The 20,310-nt window shown below is 57.9% G+C and carries 19 protein-coding genes; 4 read left to right on the top strand and 15 right to left on the bottom strand.

What is annotated here, in order from left to right:
* Nucleotides 1-92 precede the first annotated feature (92 nt).
* Nucleotides 93-2,102 carry an acyltransferase family protein gene (locus tag BQ7114_RS04635; RefSeq protein WP_083431742.1) on the bottom strand — a complete coding sequence of 670 codons (2,010 nt, stop codon included), beginning with the start codon at nt 2,100-2,102 and terminating at the stop codon, nt 93-95.
* A gap of 93 nt (nt 2,103-2,195) precedes the next feature.
* On the opposite strand from BQ7114_RS04635, the gene BQ7114_RS04640 reads away from it, so the two are divergent.
* The gene (locus BQ7114_RS04640; RefSeq protein WP_407638952.1) at nt 2,196-3,323 is read left to right on the top strand and encodes an Mrp/NBP35 family ATP-binding protein; all 1,128 of its coding nucleotides are present in this window, start codon (nt 2,196-2,198) and stop codon (nt 3,321-3,323) included.
* Between the two features lie 108 nt (nt 3,324-3,431).
* On the opposite strand, the gene BQ7114_RS04645 is transcribed toward BQ7114_RS04640, so the two are convergent.
* Nucleotides 3,432-3,929: a twin-arginine translocase TatA/TatE family subunit gene (locus BQ7114_RS04645; protein ID WP_072342599.1), complete on the bottom strand. Its 498-nt coding sequence runs from the start codon at nt 3,927-3,929 to the stop codon at nt 3,432-3,434.
* A 153-nt stretch (nt 3,930-4,082) separates the two neighbouring features.
* Here BQ7114_RS04645 and BQ7114_RS04650 point away from each other — a divergent pair, with 153 nt between their 5' ends.
* Entirely contained in the window at nt 4,083-4,649 is a 567-nt protein-coding gene (locus tag BQ7114_RS04650; protein WP_230205967.1) for an O-methyltransferase, read from the top strand.
* Nucleotides 4,650-4,702: 53 nt separating this feature from the next.
* On the opposite strand, the gene BQ7114_RS04655 is transcribed toward BQ7114_RS04650, so the two are convergent.
* The 3 genes from BQ7114_RS04655 to BQ7114_RS04665 all read right to left on the bottom strand — a co-directional run bounded on the left by BQ7114_RS04655 (nt 4,703) and on the right by BQ7114_RS04665 (nt 7,271).
* A complete protein-coding gene (locus BQ7114_RS04655) occupies nt 4,703-4,870 on the bottom strand; it encodes a DUF3117 domain-containing protein (protein ID WP_070617939.1) in 168 nt (55 codons plus the stop codon).
* Nucleotides 4,871-5,005: 135 nt separating this feature from the next.
* Nucleotides 5,006-5,713 (bottom strand): LOG family protein, encoded by a 708-nt coding sequence (locus BQ7114_RS04660; protein ID WP_195906714.1) that lies wholly within the window; start codon nt 5,711-5,713, stop codon nt 5,006-5,008.
* A gap of 76 nt (nt 5,714-5,789) precedes the next feature.
* The gene (locus BQ7114_RS04665) at nt 5,790-7,271 is read right to left on the bottom strand and encodes an NAD(P)H-quinone dehydrogenase (RefSeq protein ID WP_072342608.1); all 1,482 of its coding nucleotides are present in this window, start codon (nt 7,269-7,271) and stop codon (nt 5,790-5,792) included.
* A gap of 93 nt (nt 7,272-7,364) precedes the next feature.
* Here BQ7114_RS04665 and BQ7114_RS04670 point away from each other — a divergent pair, with 93 nt between their 5' ends.
* Nucleotides 7,365-8,195: a purine-nucleoside phosphorylase gene (locus tag BQ7114_RS04670; RefSeq protein WP_072344805.1), complete on the top strand. Its 831-nt coding sequence runs from the start codon at nt 7,365-7,367 to the stop codon at nt 8,193-8,195.
* A gap of 51 nt (nt 8,196-8,246) precedes the next feature.
* A complete protein-coding gene (locus BQ7114_RS04675; protein WP_072342611.1) occupies nt 8,247-9,944 on the top strand; it encodes a phospho-sugar mutase in 1,698 nt (565 codons plus the stop codon).
* 77 nt (nt 9,945-10,021) lie between these two features.
* Here the strand turns inward: BQ7114_RS04675 and deoC are convergent, their stop codons facing one another.
* The 10 genes from deoC to BQ7114_RS04725 form a co-directional block, all read right to left on the bottom strand.
* Complete coding sequence (gene deoC, locus BQ7114_RS04680; protein WP_072342614.1) at nt 10,022-10,672, bottom strand: deoxyribose-phosphate aldolase; 651 nt, start codon at nt 10,670-10,672, stop codon at nt 10,022-10,024.
* A gap of 6 nt (nt 10,673-10,678) precedes the next feature.
* A complete protein-coding gene (locus tag BQ7114_RS04685; protein WP_072342617.1) occupies nt 10,679-11,227 on the bottom strand; it encodes a hypothetical protein in 549 nt (182 codons plus the stop codon).
* A gap of 3 nt (nt 11,228-11,230) precedes the next feature.
* A complete protein-coding gene (locus tag BQ7114_RS04690) occupies nt 11,231-12,517 on the bottom strand; it encodes a thymidine phosphorylase (RefSeq protein ID WP_072342620.1) in 1,287 nt (428 codons plus the stop codon).
* 1 nt (nt 12,518) lies between these two features.
* Entirely contained in the window at nt 12,519-12,932 is a 414-nt protein-coding gene (locus BQ7114_RS04695) for a cytidine deaminase (protein WP_072342627.1), read from the bottom strand.
* A gap of 67 nt (nt 12,933-12,999) precedes the next feature.
* Nucleotides 13,000-14,274: an ABC transporter permease gene (locus BQ7114_RS04700; protein WP_072342632.1), complete on the bottom strand. Its 1,275-nt coding sequence runs from the start codon at nt 14,272-14,274 to the stop codon at nt 13,000-13,002.
* Nucleotides 14,271-15,569 carry an ABC transporter permease gene (locus tag BQ7114_RS04705; protein WP_072342637.1) on the bottom strand — a complete coding sequence of 433 codons (1,299 nt, stop codon included), beginning with the start codon at nt 15,567-15,569 and terminating at the stop codon, nt 14,271-14,273. The genes BQ7114_RS04700 and BQ7114_RS04705 overlap by 4 nt, the downstream gene beginning before the upstream one ends.
* Before the next feature lie 38 nt (nt 15,570-15,607).
* Nucleotides 15,608-17,119: an ABC transporter ATP-binding protein gene (locus BQ7114_RS04710; RefSeq protein ID WP_072342640.1), complete on the bottom strand. Its 1,512-nt coding sequence runs from the start codon at nt 17,117-17,119 to the stop codon at nt 15,608-15,610.
* Between the two features lie 101 nt (nt 17,120-17,220).
* Nucleotides 17,221-18,309: a BMP family lipoprotein gene (locus BQ7114_RS04715; RefSeq protein ID WP_072342645.1), complete on the bottom strand. Its 1,089-nt coding sequence runs from the start codon at nt 18,307-18,309 to the stop codon at nt 17,221-17,223.
* Nucleotides 18,310-18,562: 253 nt separating this feature from the next.
* On the bottom strand, nt 18,563-19,198 hold the full coding sequence (locus tag BQ7114_RS04720) for a 50S ribosomal protein L25/general stress protein Ctc (protein WP_072342652.1): 636 nt from the start codon (nt 19,196-19,198) through the stop codon (nt 18,563-18,565).
* A gap of 131 nt (nt 19,199-19,329) precedes the next feature.
* Nucleotides 19,330-20,310, bottom strand: coding sequence for a ribose-phosphate diphosphokinase (locus BQ7114_RS04725; RefSeq protein ID WP_072342656.1), 981 nt, complete (start codon nt 20,308-20,310; stop codon nt 19,330-19,332).

Below are 20,310 nucleotides of genomic sequence, written 5' to 3' on the forward strand. Positions count from 1 at the left end.
CCACGATGGTATGCGGGGAACAATGGGCGGTGTTTAAAGAGCACGCGGGGATGATTATCCACGCCCCTTAAACCGGACCCGTGTTTAGCTAACTACTCTTCGGTGGGGACTGCGTCCGCCTGGCTAAAGCTTGCAAGCGCGTCTACAACGGTCTGAGCGAAAATCTTGGCGCCATCATCGCCCGGATGGACGTAGTCAGAAGCCAGCAGGTCTGTGTGATCGCGAATCGCCGCGTTCCAGTCCGCTACCCGCACAACATCGGAGTGCTTCTGAGCGAACTCGCGAATGAGACTCGCCGACGGTTCAACCCAAGTGGTTCGTGCGGGCCCAAAACCAGTTACGAGAACGAGGCGGCGATCCGGCCCGATAGTTTTTAGCATGTCGTCAAGCTGGCCTGGATCCACCGGCCCGTTGGTTGCCAGGGCAACCACCACGTACGTGCGTAGCGACTCGTCCTCGGCAGCGGCATGCATGAGGTCAATGCCCTGATACACCCAGCGCGACACCTCTGCATCAATCTGCACGCCCGGTAGCAATTCTTGGAGGTGTGCGGCCGAAGCCACCGTCACGGAGTCACCGTAAACCACGGTGTTCTCTCCCGTGGCAGGGCTCAATACCAGCTGCGGCTCTTTCGCGGGCGCCTCTGTCGGGACCTCTGTTGGAGCCTGCGAGGGCGCCTCCGTGGGCTGGGAGCTACCTTGCAACGCGCGCTGACCGCTCTCGACAGCTATCTGTGCCTGCGTCTTCTCGGGCGCTGAGAGGAGGAAACCGATAACGGTTCCAACCACTACAACAGCGACGAGGCCGGGCGCCATGATCCGGCGGTAGCTTTGCCACTGCGGTGCCTTTGGCATCGGCGTGGAAGGATCGATCAGGTCCCACGAGGGGCCGAGCCACCGCTTAATAGTTGCGCCTATCCCCTCTTGCCGCATGGGAACCTCAACGTATCGGTACGAGAGGGTGGCGGCCAACAGCGACACGGCGATAACTATCAGCGCGATCAGTATCACAGGTGCGGCCGGCATCATCTTGCTGGCGATTACCCACAGCGGCCAATGCCACAGGTAGATCCCGTATGAGCGCTCCCCTAACCACACCAGGGGACGCGCGTCCAACACGGTTGCGAGGAGGCGGCCGGGCCCACTTGCCTCATCAATCTCAGGGAGGAATCCCTGAATCAAACCCAAGGTTGCGACCACCGCGATGAGAGTGCCCCACGGGTACACCCACGCACGATCATCGGGAATGAGGAACCAGGTGCTCACTATGATGGCAAGGCAAATCCATGCGAGGACGCCGCGCAACCACTTTTGCCACCCGCGCGCGACCCCGCCTGGCATGCCCATCGGGTCGGTTGCCACCATTGCGAGGGCGGCGCCGAGCATCAGGCCAAAAGCGTGTGAATCCGTACCCTGGTAGGCGCGCGTGAACTCGGTTGTGCCCGAAACCCAAAATGCCATCAAACCGGCTGAGATGACCGCGAGCGTCAACGGCACCGCGGGGCGCCACTTGGGGGGCAAGAACAAAATGCCCACCACCACTAGCGGCCAAAACAGATAAAACTGCTGTTCCACTGCCAAAGACCACACGTTTGTCCATAAATGTGGCTGTGCCTGATTGAAATAGGAGACACCCTGCGAGATTTCCACCCAGTTGTATGAGAACGTGAGGACGCCTACGAACTGCGGCAAAATACCCACCAGCAGATCGCGATTCAAAAGGCCAGCCACGATCAAGGTGATCACCGACATCAGGCCTACTGCGGGGAGCAGGCGGCGAATGCGGCGCAACCAGAACGACTTCAAGTTAATGCCGCCAAACCGTTGTTTTTCACGAATTAGGAGGGCCGTGATTAAAAACCCGGAGAGGACGAAGAACACGTCTACGCCCAAGAAGCCGCCCATCGCTACTCCGGGAATCAGGTGGTAGGCCAACACGGCAGAGGCCGCGAGCGCGCGGAGCCCGTCCAGCCCGCGAACTCGCCGGCTGGTGTGCGCGCCTCGTCGCCGAGCTGGTGTGCGCGCCTCGGGCCGGCGCGGAGCCTGCAACTCCTGCTTGCCTGGTTCTGCCGACGCCTGTTTGCGCACTGGTTCACCATTCACCTATTGCAACCCGCCTCGTAAAATTAATAGCCCCGAGATTTTCTTGCCTCTTAGACTAACCCCGTAAGGCATCCCATCCATGGACCGACTAGTATGGCGTGTATGAGCATCCTTACAGAAGAACAGGTGCGCGAAGCGCTCAGTTCCGTCATTGACCCTGAAATTCAGCGGCCAATCACCGAACTGAACATGGTGGGAGACATCGACATTGACGGCGGCAATGTGACCGTCAACATTTTGCTCACCACCGCGGGTTGCCCGCTTAAGCACACCATTAACGAACAAGTTGAAAAGACCCTTTCTGCCCTCGAGGGCGTTACCGGCGTGCGCGTCATAATGGGCGCCATGAATGAGGAGCAGCGCAAGGCTCTGCGCGAACAGCTTAACGGCGGGGTTGCAGAACGCGAGATTCCTTTCGCCCAGCCCGGCTCCCTCACTCGCGTCATTGCGGTGACCTCAGGTAAGGGCGGAGTTGGAAAATCTTCCGTAACGGCAAACCTCGCAACTGCGATGGCAAAGCAAGGTTTGAAGGTCGGCGTGGTTGACGCCGACATTTACGGTTTTTCAATTCCTCGCATGATGGGCGTTGAACACGAACCGCAGGTTATTGACGGCATGATCATTCCGCCTATCGCTAACGATGTTAAGGTCATGTCGATCGGCATGTTTGTGCCGGATGGGCAGGCGGTTGTGTGGCGCGGCCCCATGTTGCACCGCGCAATCCAGCAGTTCCTTGCAGACGTGTTCTGGGGTGACCTAGACGTGCTTCTGCTTGACCTTCCGCCGGGCACGGGCGACGTTGCCATCTCGATCCCGCAGCTTCTGCCCACGGCTGAGATCCTGGTTGTCACCACCCCGCAGCTGGCCGCAGCAGAGGTTGCCGAGCGCGCCGGATCCATTGCGGGTCAAACTCGCCAGCGCGTTGTGGGCGTAGTGGAGAACATGTCTTACCTGCCCCAGCCTGACGGCACGCACCTGAACCTATTTGGTGAGGGCGGCGGCTCTACCGTTGCGGCTCGCCTATCCAGTGCTCTTGGCTACGAGGTGCCGTTGCTCGCACAGATTCCGCTAGATGTGGACCTGCGTGAAGGCGGAGACGAGGGCAAGCCCGTTGCGCTGTCCGAATCGCCCGCATCGACCGTGCTGAATGACCTTGCCGCAAAGCTTGGCAAGCATGCGCGCGGCCTTGCAGGACGCCAGCTGGGCGTAACCCCTAAATAAGACCGGCCCACAGTAAGCAAAAGGTGGTGGAGCAGTTCAACTGAACTGCTCCACCACCTTTATCCAAACTATTTTGATTGCGGGCACGTGGCTACGGCTACGTCGTATCTATTTTCTGCGCTTTAACGTCTTTGCCCTGGTCTTCATGGTTGGCGAGGATGACGTGCGAATTCGCTTTGGCATGACCACCGCAGGCGCGGACGGTGGAGTGGTCTGAGTAAGCTGAACATCCTCGGCCCTCGTTACCGACTGGACCGGCATTTTGCCGGTGCCACTCCCCTTAGGCACAGACGGCCTAGATGAGGGCGGCATCGGAGCAAGCGGATTCATGAGCTTCTTCCACTCATCCATCTCCTCTTGCACGGCCTCGCGAATCAAACGGCGCGGATCATACTGGCGCGGATCAAGCTTTGACAGATCAACCTGCTTGAAGTCGTCGCCCATCTGATCATCCAGCGAAGCCCGCCACTTGGTGAGTTGTAAGCGTGTGCTCTTCACAATGCGCGTCACGCCCTTCGCCACCGCCGGCATCCTCGAGGGGCCCACAACCAGCATGATGACCACAAGGATCACCAAGAATTCACCGCCACTGATTGAAAAACCCATATCCTCATTCTAATCGTGCACGAAACTATTAACCCAAGACGATAAACTATACGCAACTGCGCAAAATTTTGGGGAAAGGGGCGCATCATCGCTACCGATAAGGCACTCAGTTGGTCCTACTGCGAGGAGTTCGTACCCGAGGGCGAGGTTTTAATGGCCACGCGCCTCCAGGCAGAAGAACTCGGATGCACGCCCATCTCACCCGGCACCGGCGCAACCCTGCGCTCCCTCGTCGCCGCGTGCGGCGCCAAAGCGGTAGCTGAAATCGGCACAGGCACGGGCGTTTCTGGACTGTGGCTGCTATCTGGGATGAGCGAGGACGCCGTCCTCACCAGCATTGACTTTGACACGGAACACCACCGCGTTGCCCGCGCCGCATTTGCTGCAGCGGGAATGAGGCCACCGCGCACCAGGCTCATTACCGGACGTGCACTTGATGTGCTCCCCCGTATGGCCTCGCGCACCTACGACCTCATGTTCCTAGACGGCGCCGTTAGCGAAACCCCCGAATACGTTGAGCACGCAACGCGTATGCTCCGCCCCGGTGGCCTCATGATTGTTGCGCACGCCCTCTGGCACGACCAGGTAGCAGACCCCGCCAGGCGCGAACCAGACACGGTTGCCATGCGCCAGTTGGCCAAAGATATTGCCGACTCCAGCAACTGGGTCACCCAAATACTCCCCGTAGGTGATGGGCTACTAGTTGCCATCCGACGATAAACAAAGCCAAACAAAATGGTGCCGGCAATCAGCCGGCACCATTATCGTAAACGCTAAGAAATCGCCTCTTGAAGCTCCTTCGCAAGCACCTTCGCTTCATCAGGGGTGAGCTCAACAACCAGGCGCCCACCACCCTCAGAAGGAATACGCATCACGATTCCGCGCCCCTCCTTGGACGCCTCCATAGGGCCATCTCCGGTACGAGGTTTCATTGCAGCCACGTGTAAATTCCTTCCCCTCGTCTACGGGCGATCACGATTTAAGCCGCCCCATTCCCCTTTCATTCTATCGTGACACGTAAGTTTCGGCATGAGAGAGCGCAAAACTGCCCGCATTCACACTGCTACTGGTCACATTCACATGCGCTGATCATGCAGTTGTTCAATGTCGTCAGCGAGGAACTTCTCAATCACAGTCATGGCTTGCTCGGGCGTATCAACGAGGTGGATCAGATCCATGTCCTCCTCATTAATCATTCCCTCTTTCACCATCACGTTTTGCAACCAATCCACCAGACCGCCCCAGTAGGAGCTATCAACCAGCACAATCGGGAAACGGCGAATCTTCTCGGTTTGCACCAGCGTGAGCGCTTCAAACAGCTCATCAAACGTGCCAAAACCACCCGGCATCACCACAAAGCCCTGCGAGTACTTCACAAACATGAGTTTGCGCGTAAAGAAGTAGCGGAAGTTCACGCCCAAATCAACCCACTTGTTCAGGCCCTGCTCGTGAGGTAGCTCGATGCCGAGGCCAATCGAAACTCCGCCTGCCTCAACCGCGCCCCTATTCGCAGCCTCCATGGTTCCTGGGCCGCCACCCGTAATCACAGCCAGGCCCCGCTCGGCAAGCATCCGGCCCATCTTGTGTGCAACCGCGTAATCCTCACTCTCGTGATGTGTGCGCGCCGAACCGAACACTGAAATCGCGGGGCCTACCTCTGAAAGCGCGCCAAAACCCTCCACGAGCTCGGACTGAATACGAAGGACGCGCCACGGATCCGAATGAATCCAATCCGCATCTAACTGCGGTCTCAGCAGGTGCGCATCAGTGGTTTCTTTAGGCACCTGCCGACCCCTGTAGAGGAGCGGGCCGCGCCGGTAGGTTGGACGTTTCGTTTTTGGGCTCACATTTCCCTCACAATCAGTGCAACATTCTGGCGACCTCGGACAAAGTGCCCGAGATCGATGGATAAACCGTGTATGCCGAAGACAGCTGATCAACCGTCATACGGTGAGTCACCGCGAGCGTAAGCGGGAAAATCTGCTCCGATGCGCGCTCACAAACGATCACGCCACCCGTGATCACTCCCGTGTCCGCTTCGGCAAAAATCTTCACAAAACCATCTCGAACGCCCTGCATTTTTGCCCGCGGATTACGCGCAATAGGAAGTTGCGCGATCTTGATGTTCATGTGATTCGACCTCGCCTGTTCTTCGGTCATGCCAACCGTGGCAACCTCGGGCAGGGTGAAAATAGTGGAGCCAACGAGGGACACATCCAGGGGCGTCACTGCATCGCCAAGGGCATGCCACATTGCGATGCGCCCCATTTGTGCAGCCACCGAAGCCAGCGGGAACACGCCCGTGCAATCCCCCGCCGCATACACGTGCGAGGCGGATGTGCGCGAGACCCGGTCAACCTCAACGTGACCGCGCTCAGTTAGACGAACTCCGGCCCCCTCAAGCCCAATCCCCTTCGTGGAGGGCACCGAACCAACCGCTATCAGCACGTGGGATCCGCTTAGAACCTCGCCCGATTCCAGCTCAACCTCAACGCCCTCCCCTATGCGCCTAGCGGCCTTGGCGCGCGCGTGGCCTTTGATCACCATTCCGCGCCGCTCAAACACGTCTTCGATCAAGCGGGCCGCGTCCTCATCCGCATTCGGTAGCACGCGATCACGCGAGGACACCAGCGTCACCTTAGTGCCAAGCACCTGGTAGGCGCCCGCTAGCTCCGCGCCCGTCACGCCCGAGCCGACTACAATCAAATGCTCCGGAGGCTCCTTCATGCCGTACAGCTGCACCCAGTTCAAGATCCTCTCGCCATCAAACGGCGAGCCGGGCAATGCGCGCGGGCGAGCCCCCGTGGCGATCAACACCACGTCAGCGCGTAGCGTCATCTCGATCTGATCCCCAGCGGCCGCGTCCCACCCCTTCGACACGAACACCTCGCGAGTGCCATCGGGAAGTAGCGAAGCCCCAATCTTGCCCACGCCATCAACCACGTTCACGCCAAGGGCCTCGAGGCCCGCACGAATGTCTAGAGACTGGGCGCTTGCCAAAGCGCGCACGCGCTCATTAATCCTCATCAAATCAGCCGTGGGGTTATCCGTGCCCACGCCAATACCGAGCTCTTCCGCCTGCTCTGTTTGCGTCAGCCACTGCGCGGTAGCAATCAGCGTCTTAGACGGCACCACGTCCGTCAGAACTGCCGCGCCTCCCAAGCCCTGGGCTTCCACCAGCGTGACCTTGGCTCCAAGTCGAACCGCAACCGTTGCGGCCTCATAGCCGCCCGGCCCGCCGCCAATAATTACAACCTTCGAGCCCTCTCTAACCGGCGACGCTGCCGGCTCAGCCCCAAGGCGGTGCGAACCTGAATCTGCGGCGTGCTCGACGCTAGTCATACGATCAATCCCTCACATAAATTAATAGGTTGCTCCCCCATTGTTACCTATCAAATGGTTCACCATCACAATTTTCCAGTAAAATATATGGTTATGAATGAATCCAGCCGAAACAATGAACTAGACGTTAATGACCCTTTTGAAAACGCTGAAGAAGCAGCGAAATATATCGCGGATCGCACCGGCGTCGAGCAGCACGACATCGCCCTCGTACTCGGATCCGGATGGGGCGGAGCAGCCGAACTCATCGGCAAAACCGTAGCCGAGATTCCCGCCCACGAAGTTCCTGGTTTTTCCAAGCCCGCAGTTGAAGGCCACGTGGGTCTAACCCGCTCCATCGAGCTTCCCAGCGGCAAGCACGCGCTCGTGCTCGGTTCACGCACGCACTACTACGAAGGACGCGGCGTACGCGCCGTGGCGCACGGTATCCGAACCGCTGCGGCAACCGGCGCGAAAATCGCGGTGCTAACCAACGGGTGCGGCGGCCTGCACCCAGAATGGATGCCGGGCCAACCCGTGCTCATCAGCGATCACATTAACCTCACGGCAGCCTCACCCCTGGAAGGGGCAACCTTCGTTGACCTGACCGACCTGTACTCGCATAGGCTTCGTGACCTCGCCCACGAAATTGACCCCACCATTCCCGAAGGCGTCTACTGCCAGTTCCGCGGGCCCCACTATGAAACCCCCGCAGAAGTGCAAATGGCGAAGGTTTTGGGCGCTGACCTGGTTGGAATGTCAACTACACTTGAAGCTATCGCCGCGCGCGAGGCGGGGATGGAAGTTCTCGGCATTTCCCTCGTTACCAACCCAGCGGCAGGAATCTCAAAAACTCCCCTATCACACGAGGAAGTAATCGAAGCCGGACAAGCCGCAGGCCCACGCATCTCGGACCTGCTTGCCAACATTGTCCGCAACCTTTAATAGCGCCCGACCGGGCGCCCCAGCGCACGCGCTGTTACCGGAAGGAAACCCATGGCGACATTCAATGAACGCCTAATCCAACAGTGGATCGACGACGATCCGGACAAGAAATCGAGAGCCGAAATCGAAGGCCTGATCGCCACCTACAAGGCCGGCGGAGAAGGAAGCGACGAAGCTGAAGCTGAGCTGGCCGACCGCTTCGACGGAACCCTCGAATTCGGCACCGCCGGTCTACGCGGCAAACTTGGGGCCGGGCCCAACCGCATGAACCGCGCAGTTGTTATCCGCGCGGCCGCCGGCCTCGTCGCCTTCCTCAAAGAAAAAGTTGGAGACGACTTCACCCTGGTTGTGGGCTACGACGCCCGCTACCAATCCGACCAGTTCGCAAAAGACACGGCCGGCATCGCAACTGCGGCCGGCGGGAAGGTCTACCTGTTCGACCAGCACCTACCCACGCCTGTCACCGCATTTGCGCTCCGCCACCTAAACGCCGACGCGGCCGTCATGGTCACGGCATCGCACAACCCGCCCCAAGACAACGGCTACAAGGTGTACCTGGGCGGACGCGCCGTCAGCGATTCGGGCCAAGGCGCGCAGATCGTACCTCCGTTCGATGCGCAGATTTTCGACCAGATCAAGGCCGTAAAGTCGATCAAGGCCGTGCCGATTGCCGAGGACGGCTGGGAAACCCTGGGCAAGGACATCCTGAACGAGTACCTGACTCGGGCCGCATCGCTAGTCCCCGCAGGAGCAAAAGACCTGCGCATCGTCCTCACCTCCATGCACGGTGTGGGTGGCGACACCTGCCTCCAAGCACTTCACCGCGGCGGTTTCGAGGACGTGCACATCGTCAAAGAACAGCACGATCCAGATCCGGACTTCCCCACTGTTGCGTTCCCGAACCCGGAGGAACCCGGCGCCTTGGACCTATCCTATGAACTCGCACGCAAGATTGATGCGGATCTCATCCTCGCCAACGATCCGGATGCGGACCGCATGTCAGCCGCCATCAAGGATCCGCGTGCCGAAGGCGGCTGGCGTCAGCTGGCCGGTGACGAGGTAGGCACCCTGCTGGGTGAAAAAGCAGTACGCGAACACGCCGGAACCGACGCGGTGGTGGCCAACTCCATAGTGTCTTCGCGCCTGCTGTCCCAAATCGCCGCGCACTACAACGTGGCTTACAAGGCGACACTGACCGGCTTCAAGTGGATTTCGCGCGTGCCCGGCGTTGTGTTCGGCTACGAGGAGGCCCTGGGATACTGCGTTGACCCAGACTTTGTGCGAGACAAAGACGGTATCACCGCATGCCTAGAGCTCGCCCAGATGGCAGCTGAGCGCAAGGCCGCCGGCTCGTCGCTACTGCAGGCGCTGAACGACATCGCACGCCGCCACGGCCTATACGCAACCGCGCCCCTGTCCATCCGCGTATCGGACCTCTCCCTCATTCCGAAGGGTATGAAGAACCTACGCGGAGGCAGCCTGAAGGAGCTTGCCGGCTCTCCATTGGCGTCCGTGACCGACCTGTCGGAAGGATCCCCGGAACTTCCGCCCACAAACGGCCTCGTGTTCCTATCCGAGCGCGGCGACCGCGTTGTGGCCCGCCCATCCGGCACGGAACCAAAGCTCAAGTGCTACCTCGAAACCATTGTTGAGGTTCCCGAGGGCGCCAGCATGGACGACATTCGAGACGAGGCCGATCGCCGCCTCGAGCTCATGAAGAAAGACATGCGCGACGCGCTCGGCATTTAGCAGCTAAACGCCAGTAGATACGCACAAGTTTGGGCCGGGCATTGCACATGCCCGGCCCAAACTCTTGTTAGCTCAGATTAATCATCCATGCCCGCAAGGATAGCCTTCGACGAAGATAGACCCAGGCGGGAAGCGCCAGCCGCGACCATTTCGAGCGCGGTCTTGGTATCGCGGATACCACCCGAAGCCTTAACGCCCAAGCGATCACCCACGGTATCGCGCATCAGCTTCACAGCGTGGACCGATGCGCCACCGGCCGGGTGGAAGCCCGTGGAGGTCTTCACGTAGTCAGCGCCCGCTGCCTCGGACGCCTTGCAGCAAGCCACGATCTCCTCATCCGTCAGCGCAGCAGACTCGATAATTACCTTCAACAGCGCACCCTCGCTAGCTTCGCGAACAGCGCGGATGTCGGCCTCCACCTCGTCAAATTTACCTTCCTTAACGAGCTTCAAGTTCACAACCATGTCGATCTCCTGCGCGCCCAGCTCAACCGACTGGCGAGCCTCCGCGGCCTTGACCTCAGGCATGTGCGCGCCCGAAGGGAAACCACAAACCACGGCAACCTTTAGGCCCTCGGGAACCTCAATCGGCAACTGGTTTGGCGAGACGCACACCGAGAAAGTACCCAGCTGCGCGCCTTCCTCAATCAATGCCTCGACGTCTTTTGCCGTCGACTCCGGCTTCAACAGGGTGTGATCAATCATTTTTGCAAGTTCTGCACGCTTCATTTTCTTTTACATTCCTTTCGGTATAACAGCAACGAGTACGCGTTGCCAATTCCCAAACGCGCGCTCGCGTGTGCAAGAGCGAGAGCGAGCAACAAAACCGCTCCACTCCATCGTCCAATATTTGCCCTCAGCGGGCTCAAAAATCTCTATCTGGTTGCCCCTCATAGAGGCGGTAATCACGTGGCGGGGAATCACATCTGCAAAACACCACGGTTCTTTAACCTTCAGTGTTCCCCCGCCCGTGAAGAATGCGACGTCCTCGCCTCGTTTAAGGGCCGACAACGCCAAATCCTCAATGCCTGGTATCCATGCGTATCGCCGATACTTTAGGCCCGTAGCGCGACTTAGCAGGCTCGTCATCGCCCAAGGAGAAGTGCCCAAACTTCTCGGCCAGGGCATTCCCATGCGCGAGGCGATGCGGTGAACGCGTTCCTGCTGCAAAGCTGCCTCGGCCGCGTTCATGTCCACATACTTCTTGACCGAAGGCACGTGTTTTGAAGCCACCTGGAGGGCGGCCGCAATGCCACACGTCGTATCCGTAGCCTGCCTATGCATCGGTTAGCTAATCCGATCAAGCACCACGGAGGCGCGCTCAGCCGGCTTCTCATCGCCGATGGCGTAGCCGCCTTCCAGCGTCTGCAGTGCGCGCTCAAAACGCTCTGGTGTTGCCGTGTGTAGCGTCATGAGCGGCTGGCCCTTAACTACCCTGTCACCCGGCTTTGCGTGAAGCTCGATGCCTGCAACCGCCTGAACGTCCTCGCCAGCGCGAGCACGACCCGCGCCAAGACGCCAGGAAGCCACGCCAACTGAAAGTGCGTCGAGGCGGGTTAGGTACCCATCTCGTTCGGCAACAACATCGTGCGTGTCCTTCGCAACCGGTAGCGGAGCATCCGGATCACCACCCTGGGCGCTGATCATTTCTCTCCAACGGTCCATTGCACGGCCGTCCTTCAATGCGGCCTCAATATCCGCATCAGGCTTGCCAGCAGCGGTGAGCATCTCGCGAGCAAGCTCAACGGTCAGCTCAACAACATCGGCTGGGCCTCCGCCCGCAAGAACCTCAACAGACTCGCGCACTTCGAGGGCATTACCAACCGTAAGACCAAGCGGAGTAGACATGTCGGTCAGGAGCGCGGAGGTCTTAACACCATGATCAGTACCAAGATCAACCATTGTGCGGGCAAGCTCGCGCGCCTTGTCGAGATCCTTCATGAACGCACCCGAACCGACTTTCACGTCCAAAACGAGTGAGTCGGTGCCCTCCGCAATCTTCTTCGACATGATCGAACTAGAAATCAGCGGAATGCAGTCCACAGTAGAAGTGATGTCGCGAAGCGCGTACAGCTTCTTATCGGCGGGGGCAAGGCCTGAACCAGCTGCACAAATCACGCATCCGGGGCCGGCCAGCATGTCAATGACTTCCTGGTTGGATAGGTTTGCCCTCCAGCCGGGAATCGACTCTAGCTTGTCGAGAGTGCCGCCAGTGTGCCCGAGTCCGCGGCCAGAGAGCTGCGGGACAGCCACGTCAAATGCAGCTACCAACGGAGCGAGCGGAAGAGTGATCTTGTCTCCGACACCGCCCGTAGAGTGCTTATCTGCGGTGCGGCGCGGAAGCGAGCTGAAGTCCATACGCTCACCGGAATTGATCATTGCGAGCGTCCAGCGTCCGATCTCCGCGCGCGTCATTCCGTTTAGGAAGATCGCCATCGCCATGGCAGCCATCTGCTCTTCACCCACGTCACCGCGAGTGTACGCATCGATGATCCAATCAATTTCTTCGGGGGTTAGTTCCCCACCGTCACGCTTGTGACGGATAACGTCTACAGCGTCAAAAGTTTTCTTCATGCTATGACCTTTCAACTTCGTCGAGGTCGTCTGGGCCGAACGCGTCCGGGAGGACCTCGGCCATCGTCTGGATACCCCGAGGCATCTTCATAAGTAGCTGCTTGCCTCCGTGCTCGTACAAGATTTGCCGACACCGGCCACACGGCACGATATGGTCGCCCTCCTGGTTTACGCACGTGAATGCGACGAGGCGGCCTCCACCTCCATTAATGAGGTCGGAAATCACCCCACATTCGGCACATAGCGTGACTCCCAGGCCCGCATTCTCCACGTTGCAACCAGTAACAATGCGCCCGTCGTCTACGAGTGCGGCAGCGCCAACCCGGTAGTTCGAGTAGGGAGCGTAAGCTCTTTTGTTCGCAGCTACCGCTGCTTCATACAGCTTGGTCCAGACTTCATCATTAATCTCAGTCATGATTTTCCTTAGGGTGCTCCGTTAGCCCCCAAAAAATATTGGGGGCTAACGGCTAATTGATTCCGGTTTACGGGTACGGTTTACCTTCTGCGGCAGGCGCGCGGACGACTCCGACGAAGCCAGCAACCGCGAGGATCGTAATCACGTACGGGATCATGAGCAGGAATTCGGATGGAACATTTGAGCCAACGGCCTGCATGATCGCACCCAGGTTCGTGGCAAAGCCGAACAGGAGGGCCGCACCGAATGCGCCCTTCGGGTTCCAACGTCCCAGGATCATTGCCGCCAGGGCAATAAAGCCGTTGCCGGCAGCCATGTCCTTAGAGAACGCGAGACCCTGACCGATCGTGAAGAATGCGCCACCCAGGCCGGCAAGAGCACCGCCCAATAGCACGTTCATCCAACGCGTGCGGTTAACTTTGATACCCACGGTGTCAGCGGCACGCGGGTGCTCGCCACAAGCCCTCATGCGCAGGCCCCAACGGGAGTTGAAGACCATGAACTGCAGGATGATTACCGTGAGGAACATAAGGTAAACGAGGATCGACTGGTTGAACAGGATCGGGCCAATTACCGGAATATCCGCAAGTACGGGGATCTTCAAGTTCGGCAGGCGGTTAACCGAGTTCAAAGTCTCCGCGTTGTACTTCAGAACCGTGGAGTAAAGGAACGAAGTTAGACCAACCACCAGCATGTTCAGCACAACACCCACAATGATGTGATCGGTGCGGAAGTTGATAGTGAACAGTGCCAGTAGTACCGCAACTAGAGCGCCAGCGATTGGCGCGCCAATGAGGCCAAAGTACGGATTGCCCGCAACGGAAGCCACAACCGCGCCAAGGAAAGCACCGAATAGGAGCTGACCTTCAATCGCAATGTTGATAATGCCTGAACGTTCGTTGACTACACCCGAGAGCGCGCCGAATACGAGCGGCGTAGCGAATGCTAGAGCGCCGGTCAGCAGCGACACGGCCGGCAGGTGTGCGTCCTTGCCCGCAATGGTGGAGAGCAAGAATGCGATCACGAATGGTACCGCCACAGCTACAAGTAGCCAGCCGTTTACGTGCTTGCGTTCCTTAGCCAGATACCAGATGTATCCGGTTACGGGTACTGCGATTAGTACCATGATCCACGCGGTCAGACCGGCCGGCAAAGTGGTATCTGGAATGGTAAACCACGAGGTTGCGCCCGCCCACGAGACTGTTGAGTCTCCCTTGGTGGTGAGCGCGATGATTAGCGTGAGGACTGCCATTACTGTTGCTGCGATCGGATCGCGCAACTGCATCTTCAGACGAATGTCGTCGCCTGCCTTCTTGTGTTGAACTACGCTTTCAGTGCTCACTTTGCGGCCTCCTTCTTAGCTCCAGCCGAGGCTCGCGCAGCCACCTTTCGCTTGTTGCGGTAGTACTGAACTGCTTCAGATGCAGCAATCAACAAAACGATGATCGCCTGCGTGACCTGAACGATGTCCACAGGAATTCCAGCGGCTGCCTGCATGGTGGAACCACCTGCAGCGAGTGCGCCAAACAGGATGCCCGCGAGGACGGTGCCAAGCGGCGTCGATTTACCAAGCAGCGCAACCGTGATTGCGTCAAAGCCGTATGATCCGGCCGTAGCGCCGGTAAGGAACTTCTCGGTGCCCAATACGGGAGCTGTACCCGCAAGACCGGCGAGGCCACCCGAAATGACAAGCGTCAAGAAGATGACGCGCGGAACGGATATGCCGGCCGTACGCGCTGCGTGCGGGTTTGCACCTGCGGCGCGAAGCTCAAAACCGAACGTGGAGCGCTCTAAGAGCCACCATACGAATACGGCGGCGAGGATCGCGATAATGAATGAAAGATCAAGACGGTAGCTGGAGCCGAGCAGGCTCGGGTACGTGGCCGTGTCGGCAACGTACATTGACTTACCTGCCGAACCATCACCCTTCATGAACTCCTGGCTCAGCGTCCACGAGAGGAACAGTAGAGCAATAGAGTTCAACATGATGGTCACGATAACTTCATTTGCGCCAACCTTTGCTTTCAAGAAGCCCGGGATAGCGCCCCACAGAGCACCACCCAAAACAGCGCACACGATCGCAACAATGAGGTGCAGGACAATCGGAAGGTGCAGGTGCATGCCCACTACTGTGCCCACAAAAGCACCCATGATCAGCTGGCCCTGCACGCCGATGTTGAACAGGCCTGCACGGAACGAAACCGCGATTGCAAGACCGGCAATGATCAGTGGCACCGAACGGGTTAGCGTCTCAAGAAGAGGCTTAATACCAACCGAGAAAGAATCTGCCTCGTAGTTGTAGATCGAGCCTCTAAACAGTGACGAGAAGAAGCTCTGGAACGTAGAGCCGGCCGCTTGGAAGAAATCAGACGGCTGCGCAAAAAGATAACCGGCAGCGGTTTGTACGTCCTCGTTGAAGATCACAACGATCAACGCACCGAGCACCAGTGCAATAGCAATAGCACCTACGATGACGGCCGTATTGATAGAGAACAGGCGCTGCGTCAGCCGGCTCCCAAATGGAACCTTGTCAGATTCCGCTTTCTTTCCAGTCGGCTTCTCAACTTCGCGCTCTTGCCCGTGAATCTCACCGGAGCGTTTCTGGTCGGTCGGCTGCGGATTTGTTTCCTGACTCATTCGCCAGCCTCCTCAATCTTCGTTGTATGAGCCTGCGCCTACGCCTCTTCAAGAGGCACACCAGCCATCATGAGGCCGAGCACAGAACGGGGCGTTCCAGCCGGAACAATGCCCACGATCTTGCCGCGGTACATAACCGCAATACGATCAGCAAGCGCATCCACCTCGTCAAGCTCGGTAGAGATCACCAGGACAGCGGTATCGTTGTCGCGTTCTTGCACGATGCGCTCGTACACAAACTCGATGGAACCAACGTCGAGGCCGCGGGTGGGCTGTGACGCCACCAGGGCATCTAGATCGCGCGAAAGCTCACGTGCCAAGATAGCCTTCTGCGCGTTACCACCAGAAAGCGTTGAAATCGGATCGTGGATGGACGTCACGCGCACGTCAAACATGTCGCGTAGCTTCTCCGCGTGTTCTTCCACCACCGCGGGCAACATATTGATGCCCTTCGCAAAGGGGGCCCGATCGTAAACGTCTAGAATCATGTTCTCTGCGATCGAGAACGAGGCGATCATACCGTTCGTTGACCGGTCTTCCGGCACGTAGCCGAGGCCCTTCTTCTGCAAACGCTCCTTGATAGTGAATGCGGCAAGATTTTCACCGCTGATCTTAATGGAGCCGGAGTTTGGTTCAATGTCACCGAGGATCGCTTCGGCAAGCTCAGTTTGACCATTGCCCTGCACGCCCGCTACACAGACGATTTCGCCCTTATGAACATCTAGGTTCACTCGGTCGAGCAGGATATTACCCTCTTCGCTTACAACCGACAGATCCGAAACGGATAGGCCCACTTCGCCCAGCTTTGACTCACTCTTATCAACGTCAAGCTTGACGGGGCGGCCAACCATCTGGGAGGCCAATTCGGTTTCTGTAGACTGCGGGGACGCCTCACCAACAACCTTGCCGCGCCTAATCACCGTGATTCGGTCTGCAACCGCTCGCACCTCACGTAGCTTATGGGTGATGAACACGATTGAAGTACCCGATTCCTTAAGCTGAACCATGATGTCCATGAGCTCATCGGTTTCTTGCGGCGTGAGCACTGCAGTGGGCTCATCCAAAATCAAAACCTTGGCCTCGCGCGACAGTGCCTTAATGATCTCCACGCGCTGCTGTGCGCCAACCGAGAGATCTTCAATGCGCGCATCCGGATCAATATCAAAACCGAAACGAGCCGAGAGCTCGTTAACCAGTTTGCGTGCCTTGGCCTTATTTATAACGCCAAGTGCTCCAGTGGGCTCGTAGCCGAGGGCCACAGATTCTGCCACTGTAAAAACAGGGACCAGCATAAAGTGCTGGTGCACCATACCAATGCCAGCTGCGACCGCATCTCCGGGGCCGCTGAAATGAACTGGCTTATCATCAATCAGGATCTCACCGCCATCTGGCTGGTAGAGACCGTAAAGGACATTCATCAAAGTTGACTTGCCCGCACCATTTTCACCAAGAAGAGCATGAATCTCCCCAGGCTCGACGGTGATGTTTATGTTGTCGTTAGCGACGAGCGGACCGAAAACCTTGGTGATGCCTCGAAGTTCGAGTTTCACAATGTTTTCCTTCGTTTCAAAGCTTCCATAAAGCCAGGTAAGGCCCGGATGCCGAGAAGGGCGCCCGGGCCTTACCTACTTGTATTGGTCAGCTCTGTAAATTACGGCTGGTTCTTGGTCTCAACCTTGATCTTGCCAGAGATGATGTCCTGCTTGACCTGCTCGACCTCATCCTTCAGCTCTGCAGGGACCTTCGAATCGAAGTCGTGGAACGGAGCGATCGAAACGCCGCCGTTCTCGAGGTTGCCGACGTACTGCTCCGAAGTCCACTTGTCATCAGCAACAGACTTGATCGTGTCGAACACAGCCTCGCCGATCTGCTTCATCACCGAGGTGAGGATGTACTGGCCCTGCTCCGGCTGAGTGAGGTAACCATCAGCGTCAACCCAGATGACGGAAACGCCATCAGATTCAGAAGCAGCGGTGAGTGCACCGGCACCAACCGGGCCTGCTACAGGCATGATGACGTCAGCGCCCTGGTTAATGAGCTGCTGAGTGGTGTTCTTACCCTTAGCAACATCAGAGAAGTCGCCAGTGTAGGAGCCTTCCTGGCTCTCCATGTTCCAGCCGAGAAGCTTCACGTCGGTCGAGTGAACCTCGTTGTACTTCATCATGCCGCCTTCGAAGCCATCAGCAAAGATAGCGGTCGACGGAATCTTCATGCCGAGGAAGGTACCGATCTTACCGGTCTGGGTCATACCCGATGCGAGGTAGCCAGCGAGGTAGCCAGCCTCAGCAGTGTTAAATACGAGTGCGCGAGCATTCTCTGGCTGGTTCTCAAACGTCGAGTCAACTAGAGCGAACTTAACATCCGGGTGCTCAACAGCCTTAGCCTCGAGCTGAGCGGCCATCTTGAAGCCAACACCGATGATCAGGTCACAGCCCTCATCAACCATGGTGGAGATGTTCGGATCAAAATCAGCATCCGAGCTCGACTCAGCGGTCTTCACCTCAACGCCGAGTTCCTTCTCAGCGCGCTTCAAACCTTCATAGCCCGACTGGTTAAACGACTTGTCATCAAAGCCGCCCTCGTCAGAAACCATGCAAGCCTTTACGTTGCTTGCGCCCTGCGCGCCGCCGGTCTCGCCGCTTGTGCCTTCGTTACCGCCCTGATCCGGGGCCGAACCACAAGCTGCCAGCATCAACGCTGCTGCAGCAGCGACCGCAGATACCTTAATCGTTTTCTTCACAGTTCCTCCTGTGGAAAGGTTTTAGAAGTTTGACGAGTCTCCCCCGCAATCTGGCAAGGTCCGCTCGCATGCACGTAATAGTATAACCGATCCAGAAGCCCGCCAGAACTCGACATTAAGATCGTAAGCGAACAGTTATATTTGCGGGCTTACCTCCCCCAACTCACCCATCACGCCTCAAACCAAATAAAAAAGCGGATTGGGAGACCTCGTCTCCCAATCCGCAACAGCTAAGTGGCTAAGCCGGTGAGGATTACGCCTCTTCCGCAGCCTCTTCCTCTGCCTCAGCTTCGCCTTCAGCGGCTTCGCCCTCTTCGTCCTCGGCAACCTCGGGCTCCGGAACTTCCTCAGCAGCAACGATCGAAACCAGAACCTCTTCTGGATCCATCTCGTGCGTTACGCCCTCAGGCATTTCGAGCGCAGCAACCGTCAGGCTGTCACCCTCGGCCATACCCTCAATAGAAAGCTCGAAGCTCTGCGGAATAGCAATAACTGGAGCCTTGACCAGGATCTCGAAGTGCTCCTGGTTAGCAACCATGTTGTCCTTGACCTCACCGTGAATGACCAGCGGAACAGTAACATCAACCATCTCGTCGCGACGAACCGCAAACATGTCGACGTGCAGAATGTCGCGACGAACCGGGTGACGCTGAATATCCTTAACCAGAGCAAGCTGCTCATTGCCATCGAACACGAGGTTAACGAGAGCGTTCGCGCTGTCCTTAATGACAAGGAAAGTCTCGTGACCCGGCAGATCGAGGTGAATCGGATCAACAAAATCAGAGTAGACAACGGCCGGAACTAGGCCCTCGCGGCGTGCGCGACGAGCAGCACCCTTACCGAACTCGGTGCGAAGCTTCGCTTCCATACGCGTAATATCAGCAGGCATTTATCCTCCTAGGATCTCTCAAAATGAACGTGACCCCGGATGGTGGTGCGAAACAACGCGTTTCGAACGCCCTGTCGATAACGGCCAGCAATGCCAGCCCTCGCCGAGGCAACTTCACTAGTGTAGCGAAATTATGCGACTCCGTCGAATAGCGACGTCACCGAACCATCGTCAAATACCTCACGAATTGCGCGCGCAAGCAGCGGGGCGATGGAGAGAATGGTCAGCTTATCAAACCGCTTGGACGGAACGATCGGAAGAGTGTTAGTCACAACCACTTCCCTAGCACCGCATTCGGAAAGACGCTGAGTTGCCGGATCAGAGAGAACGCCATGGGTTGCCACCACAATCACGTCCTTAGCGCCCGATGCAAGCAGAACCTTCACGGCCTCTGCAATCGTGCCGCCCGTATCAATAAGGTCATCCACCAAAACGCACTCGCGGCCCTCCACGTCGCCAACAACCCGGTTTGCAACCGCCACGTTGGGACGCGTGGTGTCGCGCGTCTTATGGATGAAAGCAAGAGGAGCACCGCCCAGCTTCTGTGACCATTTCTCCGCAACCCGAATACGGCCGGCATCAGGAGAAACCACCGCAACGTTAGACAGATCCACGCGGGTACGAACATAGTCAACGAGTACCGGCATGGCCCACAGGTGATCGACCGGACCGTCGAAGAAACCTTGCGCCTGGGCCGCGTGCAAATCTACCGACATGAGGCGGTCGGCACCCGCGGCCTTGAAAAGATCGGACATGAGACGGGCCGAAATGGGCTCGCGGCCAAGGTGCTTCTTGTCCTGGCGCCCATACGGGTAGAACGGTGCTACAACCGTGATGCGCTTCGCGCTTGCACGCTTGAGCGCATCAATCATGATCAGCTGTTCCATAACCCACTTGTTGATGGGCTCGGTATGTGATTGGATCACAAACGCGTCACAGCCACGAACGGACTCGTTGAAGCGCACGTAAATCTCGCCGTTCGCAAAATCGTATGCCGTGGTAGGTAAAACACCCGTTTGAAGTTCTTCGCCAACAGCTGCCGCCAGCTCAGGGTAGGCTCGCCCTGACACCAGGATCAGGCGCTTTTCACCGGTGGTGATAATTCCAGTCAC

It is taken from the genome of Actinomyces urinae (assembly GCF_900119695.1).
In the GTDB taxonomy this organism is placed as follows: domain Bacteria; phylum Actinomycetota; class Actinomycetes; order Actinomycetales; family Actinomycetaceae; genus Gleimia; species Gleimia urinae.

Excerpts from the sequence above, each read along its gene's own strand:
- BQ7114_RS04690 (WP_072342620.1), bottom strand. The coding sequence starts at position 12,517 with ATGAAGAAAACTTTTGACGCTGTAGACGTTATCCGTCACAAGCGTGAC.
- BQ7114_RS04665 (WP_072342608.1), bottom strand. The coding sequence starts at position 7,271 with ATGACTAGCGTCGAGCACGCCGCAGATTCAGGTTCGCACCGCCTTGGG.
- BQ7114_RS04695 (WP_072342627.1), bottom strand. The coding sequence starts at position 12,932 with ATGACTGAGATTAATGATGAAGTCTGGACCAAGCTGTATGAAGCAGCG.
- BQ7114_RS04720 (WP_072342652.1), bottom strand. The coding sequence starts at position 19,198 with ATGCCTGCTGATATTACGCGTATGGAAGCGAAGCTTCGCACCGAGTTC.
- deoC (WP_072342614.1), bottom strand. The coding sequence starts at position 10,672 with ATGAAGCGTGCAGAACTTGCAAAAATGATTGATCACACCCTGTTGAAG.
- BQ7114_RS04650 (WP_230205967.1), top strand. The coding sequence starts at position 4,083 with ATGGCCACGCGCCTCCAGGCAGAAGAACTCGGATGCACGCCCATCTCA.
- BQ7114_RS04670 (WP_072344805.1), top strand. The coding sequence starts at position 7,365 with ATGAATGAATCCAGCCGAAACAATGAACTAGACGTTAATGACCCTTTT.
- BQ7114_RS04685 (WP_072342617.1), bottom strand. The coding sequence starts at position 11,227 with ATGCATAGGCAGGCTACGGATACGACGTGTGGCATTGCGGCCGCCCTC.
- BQ7114_RS04675 (WP_072342611.1), top strand. The coding sequence starts at position 8,247 with ATGGCGACATTCAATGAACGCCTAATCCAACAGTGGATCGACGACGAT.
- BQ7114_RS04640 (WP_407638952.1), top strand. The coding sequence starts at position 2,196 with ATGGCGTGTATGAGCATCCTTACAGAAGAACAGGTGCGCGAAGCGCTC.
- BQ7114_RS04705 (WP_072342637.1), bottom strand. The coding sequence starts at position 15,569 with ATGAGTCAGGAAACAAATCCGCAGCCGACCGACCAGAAACGCTCCGGT.
- BQ7114_RS04645 (WP_072342599.1), bottom strand. The coding sequence starts at position 3,929 with ATGGGTTTTTCAATCAGTGGCGGTGAATTCTTGGTGATCCTTGTGGTC.